11 protein-coding genes and 1 pseudogene are annotated in these 15,485 nt (G+C 39.3%); 5 read left to right on the top strand and 7 right to left on the bottom strand.

Annotation, left to right across the window (positions count from 1 at the left end; genetic code table 11):
• Window positions 1-99: 99 nt before the first annotated feature.
• The 3 genes from ACJROX_RS13880 to ACJROX_RS13870 form a co-directional block, all read right to left on the bottom strand.
• Window positions 100-1,641, bottom strand: coding sequence for an IS1182 family transposase (locus tag ACJROX_RS13880; protein WP_408008337.1), 1,542 nt, complete (start codon window positions 1,639-1,641; stop codon window positions 100-102).
• Window positions 1,642-1,681: 40 nt separating this feature from the next.
• Entirely contained in the window at window positions 1,682-2,356 is a 675-nt protein-coding gene (locus tag ACJROX_RS13875) for a reverse transcriptase domain-containing protein (protein WP_408011294.1), read from the bottom strand.
• A gap of 697 nt (window positions 2,357-3,053) precedes the next feature.
• Window positions 3,054-3,224 (bottom strand): hypothetical protein, encoded by a 171-nt coding sequence (locus ACJROX_RS13870; protein WP_408011293.1) that lies wholly within the window; start codon window positions 3,222-3,224, stop codon window positions 3,054-3,056.
• Between the two features lie 934 nt (window positions 3,225-4,158).
• Here ACJROX_RS13870 and ACJROX_RS13865 point away from each other — a divergent pair.
• The 4 genes and pseudogenes from ACJROX_RS13865 to ACJROX_RS13850 form a co-directional block, all read left to right on the top strand.
• On the top strand, window positions 4,159-4,755 hold the full coding sequence (locus ACJROX_RS13865; RefSeq protein WP_408011292.1) for a TlpA family protein disulfide reductase: 597 nt from the start codon (window positions 4,159-4,161) through the stop codon (window positions 4,753-4,755).
• A 154-nt stretch (window positions 4,756-4,909) separates the two neighbouring features.
• Window positions 4,910-6,979, top strand: coding sequence for a family 16 glycoside hydrolase (locus tag ACJROX_RS13860; RefSeq protein ID WP_408011291.1), 2,070 nt, complete (start codon window positions 4,910-4,912; stop codon window positions 6,977-6,979).
• Window positions 6,969-8,420: a CBM35 domain-containing protein gene (locus ACJROX_RS13855; protein ID WP_408011290.1), complete on the top strand. Its 1,452-nt coding sequence runs from the start codon at window positions 6,969-6,971 to the stop codon at window positions 8,418-8,420. Before ACJROX_RS13860 ends, ACJROX_RS13855 begins: the two co-directional genes overlap by 11 nt.
• 581 nt (window positions 8,421-9,001) lie before the next feature.
• Window positions 9,002-10,206: pseudogene (locus ACJROX_RS13850) on the top strand (IS4 family transposase); the annotation flags it as partial.
• A gap of 178 nt (window positions 10,207-10,384) precedes the next feature.
• Here ACJROX_RS13850 and ACJROX_RS13845 read toward each other — a convergent pair.
• The 3 genes from ACJROX_RS13845 to ACJROX_RS13835 all read right to left on the bottom strand — a co-directional run bounded on the left by ACJROX_RS13845 (window position 10,385) and on the right by ACJROX_RS13835 (window position 11,527).
• Entirely contained in the window at window positions 10,385-10,516 is a 132-nt protein-coding gene (locus ACJROX_RS13845; RefSeq protein ID WP_408011289.1) for a hypothetical protein, read from the bottom strand.
• Window positions 10,517-10,691: 175 nt separating this feature from the next.
• Window positions 10,692-10,970, bottom strand: coding sequence for a hypothetical protein (locus ACJROX_RS13840; protein ID WP_408011288.1), 279 nt, complete (start codon window positions 10,968-10,970; stop codon window positions 10,692-10,694).
• A gap of 389 nt (window positions 10,971-11,359) precedes the next feature.
• Window positions 11,360-11,527 (bottom strand): hypothetical protein, encoded by a 168-nt coding sequence (locus tag ACJROX_RS13835; protein WP_408011287.1) that lies wholly within the window; start codon window positions 11,525-11,527, stop codon window positions 11,360-11,362.
• Between the two features lie 123 nt (window positions 11,528-11,650).
• On the opposite strand from ACJROX_RS13835, the gene ACJROX_RS13830 reads away from it, so the two are divergent.
• Window positions 11,651-11,851: a UPF0236 family transposase-like protein gene (locus ACJROX_RS13830; protein WP_408011286.1), complete on the top strand. Its 201-nt coding sequence runs from the start codon at window positions 11,651-11,653 to the stop codon at window positions 11,849-11,851.
• A 187-nt stretch (window positions 11,852-12,038) separates the two neighbouring features.
• Here the strand turns inward: ACJROX_RS13830 and ACJROX_RS13825 are convergent, their stop codons facing one another.
• Window positions 12,039-14,804: a sugar-binding domain-containing protein gene (locus ACJROX_RS13825; RefSeq protein WP_408011285.1), complete on the bottom strand. Its 2,766-nt coding sequence runs from the start codon at window positions 14,802-14,804 to the stop codon at window positions 12,039-12,041.
• Window positions 14,805-15,485: the final 681 nt, after the last annotated feature.

The raw sequence follows: 15,485 nt of genomic DNA, 5'->3' as shown, positions 1-15,485 counted from the left end.
TTTTACATAAAATGGATGACGTGAAGCTCATAGGGCTTGAATGTTGGTTCAGTTGAGCGTTTTCAAGGCAAACATTCCTTTGCTTTCGATCTTTTTTGTTTATGAAGTGGTCAAACAGGCAGACTTCTCCCGTGATTGTTTTTGTCCAATGAGTTTACTCATCCTTTTTATGTTTGAGGCGATTGTGCTCATCAGTGAATGAATCCCGGTTCTTTCTGTACCGCGATACCGGCTACGCCGTAATCCATGATTTTTTACCTTGTCTGCATGGCGGCGTTCAATCAACCACCGATTTTGCCTTGCTTCTTTATATTGATCAGTCCGGTAGTGTTCTCGTCCTCTTTTCAAATCAAAAAAGTATTCACTGATAAATACATTTCGCACGCTTTTACTCTTTGTACATTGAGAACGCAATGGACAATCTCGGCACTGGGTTTTTGTGAATGTAAATTCGTATCCTTTTCTATTATCTCTCTTTTTTGTACGGTCTCTATACTTGGTACTGACTATTCCGTTTGGACAGGTTACCTGCATTTTATCTACATCAAATTCAAAGTCTTCGGGGCTAAATAGACCAGAATTATGTTGTTTCGTTTTCATCCAACTAATGTGAGCCTGGACATTGTTTTCGTGTAAAAACCGGAGGTTTTTTCCAAACCAATACCCTTTATCTGCAGATAACTCGGCAGGCAGCACATGATGTTTTTCTTGAAATTGGGTAACCAAGTCAACGAGCTGATCTCCATCTTCTGCATTGGCCGGGGTGACTTTCACCGCGGTGATAATTTCACTTTCTTCATCAATCATAATATGATCTTTGTACCCTTGTATTTTGCGCATATCGGATTTATGCCCGGTTCTCGCTTCTGGATCAACAACACTTATTATGCGATCTTTCGCCGTATCCTTACGATCTGAAATGATTTTTTTTAACATCGTAATAGCCGACGAATCTTGACTATCTGATGTTAGTAAGGGGTCTGCAAATTCCACAAGCTCTGTGGCAAGCTCTAAAACGTGAGGTAATTTTTCATCACGGGTTTTTCCTTTCAACTCTTCCCAAAGCTGTTTATAACGCTGTTGAAAATCGCTGGCTTTTGATTCATCGGTCATTTTTACTTCGCTAATTACTTTTTCCAAAGCTTGACGAACTAAAGTAAGCCATGTCGGAATGGCTACATCTGCAATAATATGGGTGGAATCAACGATAGCTCGTTTCGGTTGGGCTTCAATTAGACCCTGTTCAATACATTGGTCTACAAGACATTGAAAGATTTCATTGAACTTATCAAGTCCTACACGGTTTACACGAAAATAACTGATTGTCGTATCATCTGGTAATTCATCATCAAGGTTTAGCCCGAGAAACCAACGGTAAGCTAAATTGACACGAATGTGTTCAATAACTTGAGGGTCGGAGAGATTATATAGATACTCTAAAAGACAAATTTTAAACATAAATTCAGGCTCTTCTGCCGGCCTTCCACGATTATCAGAATATCGCTCCAAAAGCATTTCACGAATGAAAGAAAGATCCACTGTTTCATCGATTTGGCGTAATAAATGATCTTGCGGAACGGTTTTGTCATAATAATACTGGTCGAATGCTGAAAGTTGTTTAGAATTCGCCTTTCTAAGCACTGAAATCCCCCCTGAAAACTCCTTATAATATTATTATATACTACCGGGGGGTATTTTTGGGATCTTTTTTCGGAGGTCTCCCTTGCGGTGTGCCATTGTCTGTTTTGTATTTCTTCCCTTCCTCCATGTATCCACCTTTAAGAAACCTACCCATTATTCTTAGTAGGTTGGGGTCAGCAATTCGCAGTTTTAAGAACTCCATCATCCACTTGTGGTCAACGTTGTCAAAGAATCCTTTAATATCGACATCTACTACATAATTTACAGATCTCTTTTCAATATAGAAGTTCAGTATTTTCAAAGCATCATGACAACTACGGTTTGGACGAAACCCAAAGGAACAGTCTAGAAAATCATTTTCATAGAGGGTATTTAGTATCTTCGTAATGCCTTTTTGCACAACCTTGTCCTCATGTTCCGGTATTCCTAATGGTCTTTTCTTGTTTGAATTGAGCTTGGGAATATACATTCTCCTTACTGGAACAGGACGATAACTTTTACTTTTAAGTCTACTTACTAACTCCTCTATGTTTTCTTCTAAATTTTCACTGTATTGCTCTTTAGTTGTACCGTTGATCCCTGATGCTTTCCTATTGGGTAATCCATGATGACATTGAGCTAGTGCTTGCTTATTTAATAGATGTGCTAGCGATTTAAATTCCATTTTAGGATCAGACTTTGCTAATTCTGCTATCCTTAGTAGTTTTGTTTCCATTTAAAATACCTACCTCTGTGTGTAGTAAATGTGTCCCTAGTAAGGGTGAAAACTAGGTAGCAGCCTTTCCTCCATCGGCATTACCCAACTTCATTGGTACTACGCTGCTATCCGACTCCCTACATCGGCATTTGGTTTCCTTGCTTTTTATCGCTTGTACACCATACTCTTCTAAAAAAAAGAAAAGACCGGTAGGGTCTCCTGAGTTGCCGTATCATATCAATGTATAACGTGCCAAGGTCTATGACTCCAGAGAGGTTTTACCCTTCTTGCCTTAACGAAAGGTAAAATGTAGCTTTCTGCAGCGCAAAAAGCATCAGCCCTCTCGACTTACAATCATTATGGAGCTCAATCCCTTCAACCAGTTGGCTTTCGGCCCGCTGTCGGGTAGAAAATAGGCGCGCGCATTAAGTTGAATCACGTTTCCTATAGCCCCCCTACGATCCCGGACGGTCGGATTTCCCGAGTCCGGTTCTGACCTTGGTAATCACATACAAGCCTTCCCATACAACCGCAGGCTTAAATGTTGGTACACATATTCCCCCATCGTTTGTAGGTTTACTAGTAAGCTAGTTCTGAACATACTGCATAGCTCAGTGTCTATAATGTTCGAACTTCCCAAGTGCCCAGAGGTCCTTTGCCCTATCAGAGGTGTTACCTTGATTAGGAGTATAATTTACTTATACTTAAGAAGACATTACTCTTCCCTCATAGCTACTACGACCTCATGCGCCAGTCCTAGATCATCTTTCCATTTTCTATTTTGCCTCTTATATGGAAAGTCTTTATTGATAAGTACCTTCTCAATTTGAAGTAGGACCTTCCCGTCGTTATCTCTGAAAATCTTTCCACAGATGCTAGAACCCATATCCCGGCTGCTCCTACAGTGCTTTTGATCGTTTCTTCCTGTAGGACATCGGTCTTCCCTCGCAAGACAAAGGTCGACGCTAAGCAATAATCCCTCCAACAGCTTCTAATGAGGGGCGTAGATTTCGGAACTGCAGTATTCGTTAAAGCCTTCTGGCCTCTGTGTTTGCTCGCCACGCAGACTGTTCCGACCCTGTTCTCTCTGTGTAGAACAGGCCGCCGTGACTTCTACTTCCAAGCAGAACGTGGTTTGTTACCTCCCCACGCATTGGATATGCTAGTCATCTGAATCGACCAATTGATGACAGGAGACTTTCACTCCATCAGATTTTCAGCCTTGACGGCTGCTCCACCTCACTGTCTACGCTTAAAGACTAAAGTTACCTTTAGTCCTCCAAGACTCGCTACGAGCGAATGGCTAGTTCTTACTCGACGGGAATCCCACCCGTTATATGATACGACCTAAGCTCAGCCGCACTTGCGCCCGATTGTTGAAGATTATTTTTCTTATTCTACTAGCCGTTCCCATAATTATTTTAATGTTCATTACTATCATTGCCATAATTCAAGTGAGGTGGTTCTGGTCACGTTTTTCATGAATCAAGTTTTAAATCAACTAGGATTACGCCTATAACTTCTTTAGTTGAAGGATTCTCCACTGCTAATTGCCGAAGAACTAGGGAGGGATCGTAAGACGATCAGAAAATGGCTAATAATTATTTTTTTATTGAAAGAATCCTGAGGGCTAGAGCAATTACCCTGTCACTAGAAATATAGGGGCTCCCAAAAAGATAATTTTTATTCTCTGCCGAAAATCACAAAAAATATTTGAATATTGGAAATACAGACAGTGTGAGATCATTTACGATAGAATTATTCGCTAAATAATTAATTGATAGCGCTGGCATTTCAGAGAAGAAAAGGAAGGTTTTTTTATGAAAAAAAACATATGGCTATGTATTGCCATCTTACTCATTGTATTCTTTGCCACTTTCCAGGCCGTAAACAAATTAGCAGCCGACAGGGCAGATATAGGTGAGGTTAAGAGTTTAGATGCGAAAGCTTTGGAAAGAATCGTAAGTCAGGCGCATTCCAGCGAAGTGCGGAAATCAACTGGCGTCAAAGCACCTTCATTTACATTGAAATCACTTGATGATTCCTCCTATGTTTCAATCGGAGGAAAAAGTACAAAACCGATCGTCTTGAATTTTTGGGCGAGCTGGTGTGATGCATGCTCGGTCGAAGCTTTGGAGCTGAGAAAGCTCTATGAGAAGTATAAGAATCAAATCGATTTCTATGGAATTAATGTAACAACGGAAGAACAGCCCGAAAATATTAAGGCTTTCATTACGAAAAACAAACTACAATACCCGATTTTGCTAGATGAGTATAAGCACGCGGCTGATCTTTATGAACTTCATTCGCTGCCTACTATGTTCTTAATCGATAAAGAAGGATATATTGTCGATACGTTTCATTTGGTGGACCCGCTAAAGCTGGCTGAGAAGATTGGTAGTCTTGCTGAGCAGTAAACTTATTAATCTTTTAGACAAGTATTTTCAATTTAATTTTATGAATGGAGGTGGGAGGTGATGGAACGTAAGAGCCAATTTAAGAGAATGGTGCTTTGATACCTGTAAGAGTAATAGTGTTTATTTGAATAACAAATAAAGAGAGGTGAATTCATTGAAAGGCAAAGTAACGATTGTTCAGTTTCTTATTCTGACTTTATTTGTATCGATTGTTTTCCCGTTTTCTGCTCAAGGAGCCGAGAGTAAAGAAATCCACAATTATTTCTCGGATCATTTCGATAAAACAGTAATCAATGATAAATGGAATGTGATCGAAGGTCCGTGGTCAATCGATTCAGGAAAGTTGACTGTAAGTAAAGGAGCTGGATTTAAAGCTATCGTAAATAACACAACTGTTAAAGACTTTTCTTTGGAGACCGATATCAGCCTTGCAGACCAGAATGGTGATGCAGGGGTATTATTTCGGGTTAATAGCGCTGTACCAGGTACTGACAATGTCAAAGGCTACTACGCTGGAGTGACAGCTAATGGAACCGGGTCTGTGTTTCTAGGGCGTATGGACAACAACTGGAACGAATTGAAACGGTCTGCGGTTACAATAGAGCCAAATACTTCCTATCATTTAAAGGTGACTGCTGTTGGCGACAAAATTCAAGTCTATATGAATAATGACCTGGTGCTTGAACAAACCGATAGTACTTATACAGAAGGGGATATCGGAGTTAGAATTTACAATTCCCAGCCAACTTATGATAACTTCATGGCTAATACTATGGATGGCAGCAGTTTATTCTTAGATAAGTTCGACTTTGCTCCAGAGCAGACTATTGACTCATGGAATATCGTTGATGGTAGTTGGAGATTAGTGTCAGGTTCCCTAAAGGTCAATAAGGGTGAGAACCATAAAATTCTCGCTAAGGATATGCAGTTCGAAGACCTGACTTTGGAAGCTAATGTAAAACTGTCTGCGGATACAGGAAATGGAGACGCAGGTCTTCTATTCGGAATGAAGAACGTTTCCCCGAAAAAAGCCAATGTACGCGGCTTTTATGCTGGAATAAGCGGCGATGGAAAAGTAACTCTTAATCAAATGAAAAACAACAAGCTGCATGTCCTGAAAACATCGAAAGTGTTTAATAGTATCGATCCGAATAAGTTTTACCATCTGAAAGTCGTAACCAGCAAAAATACGATTAAGGTCTACGTAAACAATACTCGCACTCCAGTCATCAAATATAGTGATAAAAGTCGAGTCCATAACGTTAAAGGTGGAGTTGGATTGCAAATCCACCAATCCCAAGCTTTCTTTGATGATTTAATTGCAAGTGCGTATGTGATACCTGACAAAACCTTCAAAGAACCTGTTGCAAACAAAAGTCCGCTCGTTGAGACACCGTTTACTCCGCTGCCTCTTAGTTCAGTTGAAGCTAAAGGCTGGCTTCTCAAGCAACTTGAGCTCCAACGCGACGGAGCTACCGGTTATGCGGAGGATCTGTATAGCGAATTGGGAACAGATGCAGCATGGCTTGGAGGCACAGCACCAGAATCTGATTGGGAAAGACCTGTTTATTATTTAAAAGGCTTGATTCCTCTTGCTTATACGTTGAAAGATAAGGATCTCATCGCCACTTCTCAAAAATGGATTAACGCCATTTTTGAGAGTCAACGTGAGGATGGTTTTTTCGGTCCGTCTAAGAATGAAGATTGGTGGCCTCGCATGGTAGCGCTTTATGCGATGAAAGATTATTACGAAGCGTCAGGTGATGAACGCGTTCTTCCGTTTATGACAAACTATTTTAAGTATCAAGCCGCTCATTTGCCTACCCAACCTTTAAGGGAATGGGGGAAAATACGGGTTGGAGATAATATAGATACTGTCTTATGGTTGTACAACCATACGGGTGACGAGTTCTTGCTTGACCTGGCAGATTTGCTGGCAGGACAGGGTTATCCAATTGCAGACCTGTTTAACAATAATAAGTTTCAGGATTTCGGAAATGATTTCCATCCTACTCATACGGTTAATGTAAATGAAGCTATTAAAATGCCTGCTATTTATTACCAGCGTTCGCATTCCAAAAACGATCGTGATGCTTTTGCGGCGGGAGTGAAGAATCTATCTAATCATAATCAGATAACCGGCATGCCCTCCGGTACCGAAATGCTAGCTGGAATTTCTTCCACACAGGGAGTCGAACGCCATTACAGAGCGGATGCAAAGTAATGAGGAAGCTGCGATGATTCTTGGCGATCCGCAGATTGGAGATGCCTTGGAAAAAATCGCCTTCAACTCTCTTCCGGGAGCTTTGGATAAGCAAATCAAGAACCATCAATATTATTCCTTACCTAATCAAGTAGAGAGCAACTATGCAGATCATGGCTTTAAACAAAACTATTCCAACGGTATGATGCCTTCGCCAACTTCTGGTTTTCCGTGCTGCCGCTTCAATATGCATATGGGCTGGCCATATTTAGTGAAGAATATGTGGGCAGCGTCTGCAGACGGAGGCATTGGGGTAATTGCCTACGGTCCGAGTAAGGTATCAGTGAAACTGAAAGATGCAAACGTTACGATTAATGAGACCACAAATTATCCGTTTGAAGATCAAATCAAATTTGACATAACAGCTTCAAAAAAGGTGCAGTTTCCACTTAAACTCCGTATTCCGGCATGGTCGGTTAATCCTACCGTAACTGTGAATGGAGAGCCTGTGAAAGCTGTGAAAGCAGGAGAGTATGTAAGCATCGACAGAAAATGGAAGAGCGGTGACAAAGTGGTTCTTCAAGTGCCGATGAAGCTGAAAACGACAACATGGGTCAATAATTCCATTGGTATTGAACGCGGTCCGCTTGTGTATTCCCTGCAAATGGATGAGAGTTGGCAGGTTAAAAACAAGCCGATTGCTGAAGTGCCAGGATTCAATGCGTCTACTTTAGGCTTCAATGAGTATAGTGTAAAGGCGGAAAATCCATGGAACTACGGTTTGCTTATAGACCGGGAGCATCCAGAGAAATCCATCGATGTGATTACAGGACCAATGCCTGAGAATCCGTTCGAACAAGCAACGACACCAGTTAAGCTGGTAGCTAAAGCGAAAAAAATCCCAACATGGGGTAAAGCAGCTAATAACGTAGAAGCAGCCGAACCGCCTGTTGGACCAATTCTTTCAACAGAGCCGACTGAAAATATTGAATTGATTCCATATGGAGCGCAAAACCTGCGTATCACCTATTTCCCTGAAGTGACGGAGAGCTTGGCAGATACGGGTGCAGCGAAATATGAAGCGGAAAAAGCCGACATATCCCGTGCAGAAGTAAGAACGAACACACCCCATGCATCTGGGAGAAGCTATGTAGGCGGAATTGATTTTGCCGAAAGCTATGTGAAGTTCAATCAAGTTGTTGTTCCTAAAGCGGGAAATTATAATGTTGATATTTGGTTTGCCAATGGAAATGGATACAATGCCTCGACCGGCAAAATGATTGTCAATGGCGAAGTACACTCGTTGACATATCAAGGCACACAAGGCTGGGGGCGTTTCATGGCCACGAAAATAGAGGTCCCTTTGAAAAAAGGTACCAATACGATTATGTTCATGAAGGATCAAGGATTTTATGAACTGGATTATATTGTGGTCAGGCCGTTGCAAAATAAAGGCTCTTAATAAACAAAACAGTCAGTAGTTCTCAGGCTGTCGAAAATTCTCGGCAGCCTTTGATTTGTCTGCATGGTAGAGGTGCAGACTATAAGGGATTTACTGAGCAGTAAAGGCAGTAGTAACTACAGAAGCAGTTTAAAATAAGGATAAGAGGATGACCCTCATATCTGGAGTAAGTCGAATGAATCATATTCTTGGTGTACGGATATGGATCTTTTTCATTTACTGGTTTTTTTAGTACGCAGGTCTTTCTAATTTTATTGATTGACAATGCGTATTTAATTATTGTAGCCACAGGCTTAGCATGTTTTAACCGTTCTTTTTTAATAAACGGATTCGTTACTGAAGCTAGATGGCCATAAAATGATTGAACTTTTTAAACCAAGGTTACATTGAATACATGTAAATGATGTGAGAACCATTGATATTCCAATAGTTCTCACATTGAAGTTAAGATAACCACATAATGTTGGCTGTACCCCATGCCCATCAAGTTAATGCAAATTATTACCCCCAAACCGAAAAAAACGCTATTCTTTCTGTAACAGGATGGAAAGGATAGTGTTTTTGATGGTTTCAGACGAACTTACCTCTTTTCACAGGAATTACAACGTTCTTTTTCTCCACAAGCTCTCCAACATCTGGGCCAAAAGGTAGGTTTTGTCCAAAGGAGTAGTAAGTACAAGCCAAATATTTAATAGCGTTGTGCGTGTGGTTAAGTCAAAAAGTAGCGAGTACTTCCCTAACACAGTTATGTAGTCGTTTAGAATCTTCGACGGGAGTCTTGATAAGTCCTGAAGGACTTAATCAACGATTTAATCCTTCGGCTGTAAGGCTCCTACGACATGTATTAACTTCCCTGCTTACACGAAATCTATTTTCCTCTCAGGTTCTTCCTCATCACTATGTTCTCAGTTTCAGCGAATACGAATCTTGGATTCTACGACCTTTCAACTCCCAGATATATTTGCCTCAACGTATCAAGGCTCTGGAGGCAGTAGCCATACAGCTGGGTTAAAGGTTCAATTAGAATATGATCTTCTCAGTGGCCAATTCCTTCACGTTCATTCAGGACCAGGGAAACAAAATGATCGAACCTACGGTTCCACTTGTTTAAAAACGGTACAAACAGGTGATTTATGCTTACGCGATTTAGGATATTTTGATCTGGATGATCTCCATCAAATGGCTGAAAAAGGAGCCTATTATATCTCTCGCTTAAAATTAAACACTCGAATTTATCGGAGAAATCCTGATCCCGAATACTTCAAAAATGGAACGGTCAGAGCAAACCGAGTATATTTAATTAGATATGGAAGAGATCATGCATCAATTAAAACCGGGCCAAACCTATGAAATTTCAGATGTTTATATTGGCAAGTATCAAAAGTTGCCGACTAGAGTGATTATCCACCGACTTACGGAAGAACAAACCCAAAAACGGTTGAAAGATCAATCGATAAAGGAAAAAAAGAAAGGGGTTGTCATGAAAGAACGAAGTAAACGGTTGAGCGCCATTAATGTATACATAACCAATACGCCACAGAAAGACGTCCCAACCGGACATGTTCATGATCTTTATTCACTTCGCTGGCAAATTGAGTTACTTTTTAAAACATGGAAGTCCTTTTTTGAAATGGTTCATTGTAAAGAAATCAAAAAAGAGCGATTAGAATGTTACCTATATGGTCAACTAATAGGTATCCTCCTCTGCTCCTCTACCATGTTTCAAATGAGGCAGCTGCTACTCAGCAGGAAAAAACGAGAACTGAGCAAGTATAAATCCATTTATACAAGAATGCAGCATAGTGTAAAAAAATAACCCCGTTTAGGGCTTATTTGGCATACCATTATTTAGTAATTTAAAGGGTTAACTTGGAGAAACAGGTCAACTCTAGGAATGCAATGGTGTTAGCTTGATGGGTATGGGGTAGCGTCAGGATTATAAAATTTACAAGTGATTCAATAAGTCAAACAGGCTTGGCAAACATGGACGTTGTGGGACTATCGGTGTGGATTCCTGACGACTTCCTTGCTGCTTCATTTAATTGGGTCGATAGTTCTTCAGACCCTTCAGTCAGTTGGATAAGACCATTGGTCATTTGGACAGCTCCATTCTTCGCTATGTGCCAATTTGACGATTTCCGTGCTGCAGAGACGAAAATCCTTTGCCCTATTGATCGAAGCCATTTGATAGTCTGGTTATGCCTTTAGACAATTGTTTGACCACAGTGGCTGTTTGATTCATTTAATTTTCAAACTGCTTTATATCCTTGTTCAATGTTTCTGTGTTCTTGTATGATTGTTTCTGATTCTGATACTAACAAGTGTTGGAAGATTAGTTTTTGATAAACAGTTAAGTACAATCTCTTCTTTTGTTAACCAAGAACAGAATTGTTTTCCTTTTGTTCTTTTTAAAACATACTTACTTTTTCCAGTTTCTATAATACCTACATCTAAGGTGTGTCCCTGCCTTGGAGGTCGAAGTTTGTTTACTCCAACATAATCTAGAATCTCAACTGGCAATTCATCGAACTTTATCGGCTGTCGCTCCATAATTCCCCTTTAAAAAATCATTCTAAATATTTCTTGGTTTAATCTTGTTTTCCTTTAGTACATACCACCTATCTGGCCCTTAACAAAAAAAGAGCACAATTCTTGCTGTAGAATTACACCTTTTAGCATTCCTGTAGAGCGTTAATTTTAGGCTTTGATATAAAAAGAGCACATTTGTAAGATGAATGTATCCCAAAACAACCATCTAAGAGGAGCCCTACTATGAAGTTTAAAATACAAGACAGATAAAATTAACTTATCGAACGAATTTCTCCCCAACATCTTATTGAAGGTATAGATATTGCTCAGCAGCTCCATGTTGCTCGAGCAGTCAATTTTGAGGTAAGATTTTTGGCAGCTCACTGACCTTTGAAAACAATGAAATGGTTTCACCACTTTCCTTTCAATGGATAGAGAAACTCAAAAAGACCAATTAATGGATGTATCATCGGTATAGAACTAATCCGATCAATACACTCATGCAAAGATATAGGGATGGTGGCTGAACCTCCCTTTTTATCTGTTCTTACTTTGGGTAAAGACGTTTTTTGATTCATTTTTTCCTCCTCTAAGTTAAAATTTATCCCGCCCCCAAATCACATATCTACCTATGTGTCCTGTATCACAATGGATCATTGAGCAAATCGTATGGAGGTAATTACAGAAGCTTTATCACTATTATGAAGAGTATCTTAGAGGAAATTGACGAGCAAGTAAAAAACGTTTTCGGCTACAGGAGATGCGTAGTTCCAACTATAGTCAGCCTTTTTGGAGAAATCGAGATGGATCGAAACTATTATCGTGACACAGAGAAAGGCGAATATGTCTTTCTCCTTGATCGCTATTTAAATTTTAAGGAGATAGGAACTTTAGTCCTTTAATTGAGGAAGCAGCCCTAGAGCTGGTAATAAAGGTACCTTCTTGGTTTTCAATGTACAGTTATAAAATGAGGTTTCGAACCATAAAAAGGCTACAAAGCACGCATTTAGAAGTGCTATGCAGCCTTTTTAACTTGTTAATGAACTTTTTTACGTTACTTTACCTACAACAGAAGCTTTTTACGATTGTTCAGTTTACTTGGTCTTTAAAGCTTTGAATATCATTTTTCAAATGGTCTGCCTCATTTAAAAATTCCTCCGATAAAGATTGTTCGTTTTCATAGATCTCTTCTGCAGCATTAATTGATTTTTCTAAATTCTCTACAGCTGATTTTGGATAAGTACCAGGTTCGTTGCCTATTTTAACGTTTTTTAATACCTCTTTTGCTTCAACTATTTCTTTATGCAAGACGTATTTTGGTGAAGCAGATTTTATTAAAGATTGATTTGCCTCAGTTACTCTTTTTGCATCAAGTTTTGTCACCTTTCTGTCATAGGTGAGCAAACCATTTAGCTCTCCCTCTACATCTGTCGTCTGAGTATAAACTGCTCCGCTTAGTCCATTCTCATGAATAAAGCCTTTTATTGTTTCAATATATTCAATATACATATTTGTAATCTCTTCTTTATTAGCCTGCATTGCATAGCTCCAGCCGCTTGTGCCCCATTCATGTCCCGGTGCGTCTAATCCTAAACCGCCATATTCGCCAATAACCGCGATGCGATTTTCTTCAACTTGAGGGGATCTAGGATTAGGATATGTGTGCCAATCGATCACATCTCCGACTGGATAATCTGTCCATCCGCTGGCATTCGTTACGAGGCGCGTAGGATCTAATCCTTTTACCCAATTCGTTAAACGTACAGTATCATATTGCCCCCATCCTTCATTAAAGACAGTCCATTGTATGATGGATGGATGATTGTACCTTTCTTGAATCATTTCTTTAAATTCATGTTCAAACTGTTTTCGATACTCCTCAGAACCATCCATACTCGGCATATCTTGCCATACAATCATTCCCATCTTGTCTGCCCAATAATACCATCGAGCTGGTTCCACTTTAATATGTTTACGGATCATATTAAATCCGAGTTCCTTTGTCTTTTGAATGTCGAACTTTAAAGCGTCATCAGTAGGTGCCGTATAGTTTCCATCTGGCCAATATCCTTGATCGAGCGGTCCCATTTGGAAGATAAATTCCCCATTTAATAATGGACGCAGTTTGCCGTCAACTTTACCTAACGTAATTTCTCTCATTCCAAAGTAGCTTTCAACGTAATCAATTGTTTTCACATCATCTGTTAATCGAACTTTTAGGTCATATAAGAATGGATCTTCTGTCGTCCATAAACGTGCATCTGGAACAGGAATAGCAATTTCCACTCCGACCTTGCCAGTTGCTTTACTTACTTGCTTACCTTTTTTATATACGATTGCTTCAACTGTTTCGTTTGTGATCCCATCACCGTTTACAGTTAATTTTAATTGTTCAGAGTCTATTTCTGGAACAGTTTTTATTGAAGTAATATTTGCACTTGGAACAGGTTCAAGCCATACAGTCTGCCAAATACCTGAAGTTGGAGTGTACCAAATTCCTCCTGGTACTAACGTTTGTTTCCCCTTTGCCTGTCCGCCGTTAGTCGGATCATATACTTCAACAATTAGCTCATTTTTGCCTTTTACTAAAAAGTCAGTAATATCATAGCTAAATGCATCATAACCGCCAGTATGATTGCCAACTTCTTTTCCATTCACATACACGGTTGTTTTATAGTCAACTGCACCAAAGTTTAATTTAATACGCTCGCCGTTCCATTTATCTGGAATTGTAAAATCACGCTTATACCACATATGATCTTCAATTCTTTCGATTCCAGATAAGGCAGACTCGACTGGGAAAGGTACTAAAATCGTATCATTTAATTTTTTACCTGTTGGAAGTTTATCTCCTTCAGAAACGCTTTGAAATTCCCATTCACCGTTAAGGTTGAGCCATTCATCCCTTACTAACTGTGGTCTAGGGTATTCCGGTAATACTTTCTTCTTATTCACTTTGTCTGCCCACGGTGATTCAATATTAAATTGCGAAAAGTTTTCGGCGCGATTTACAAATTCTGGTACATTCCCTCCATCATTTGTACGCAAGGATCCTTTTCCATCATATGAGATGAGAACTTGATTCCCTGATCTTTCATAAATTGGATGCTCTGTTTCAATTACAAGAGTTGATTCTCTTTTCTGTTTAAGTGAAACATTGCGAACTTTCCAATCTCTCCCATTAAGGTTGATAGAAAAGTGGTCTTCGAGATTACGAGGTAATTTTTCTAAAGATTGTTCAAATGTAAGCTCTACATGTTTGCCATCTTCGAGAACCTGCAACCTTTCAAGTCCTCCGTTAAAATCATAGCCTTCCGGCAAATAAAATGCACTGCTAGGGATAATTTGTTTTGGAACGCTTTCACTTGACCAATATAGCTTTAAATTAGATCCACCGTAATGTTCAAAATATTCTACTTTAATATCATACTCTTTGCCTGCCTCCAAAGAGATAGGTATACTTTTTTGTTCAATGTCCCATTTATCCTCCCAAAAATCGATCACTAATTCCCCATCAATCCATAATCTAAAACCATTGTCACCAATCATATAAAACGTGTAATCTTCTGAATGCTCAGGGACAATTTTACCAGTCCATTTTGCTGCAACATAATCATTTTGTCCGGTAAACAGATCAAATGCAGGATTAAGATCGGGAAAATTAATATTATAATCAATGATCGTAGTCTTTAATTGATTAAAGTCAAATATTCCAGGTCCAGTTGATGTGTAATATTCTCCTTTTAACCCATGATTTTGATTGTTCGTGTCCTCAACAGCTGAAGTAAGCGAGCCGCTTATAGTTGCTAGAAACATAGGTATTACTAGTAAACAACTCAATACTAATTTCCTCATATTGTTTAGATTACCTCCCTACAGTAAGGTCCAGTACAAATGTTGTTATTACTTCCAAAATCTCTTAATAATAGCTTCCACAAATAATAAAAATTAGAATTACGTCATCGTTTATCTTCTCCTTTCCAATGATTCTATTTTCAGTTACTACTATACCAAGCATTTATAAAAAATGATTTATAATATCCGGTTACATTTTGTAATTTTCAGTCAATTATTTATTTCACTTTTTTCAGTTCATTAAAGTACTATGCATTATGAAACAAGACAACCCTGACGATTCATATTCTGGTCTGAGAGTTTCAGAAAGAGCTAATACATCTGGGGGATCCATACCCTAGACGTTGATCCTGATGGAAATGAACCCCGGTGATTTGCTGTGCCAGTCCTCTTTATAGTTTGCTAGTATATTGATCCTTCATGAACAGTTGCGATAATACTACACAAATACGAGATCGGACGGGTGCCGTTCATTTTTTGATACCGACTTCTCCCCCTCACCCAGGAAAAGACCAGGAACTTTATAGTAGTTCTCATATGTTGAAGCTTGAGACTCGCTAAGAGGAAGATCCAATTCACATCCTGGTTCAGAACATAAGGGTACACATTTTGGATTTCTTCATAAATGGATAAGTATCTTTTAGGAATTTACAAAATTCTATTCTGGACAAGCATATGGAC

The sequence above is a fragment of the Pseudalkalibacillus sp. A8 genome (genome assembly GCF_045920555.1).
Taxonomy (GTDB): Bacteria; Bacillota; Bacilli; order Bacillales; family Fictibacillaceae; genus Pseudalkalibacillus.
This window is presented reverse-complemented; position numbering and strand designations above follow the sequence as displayed.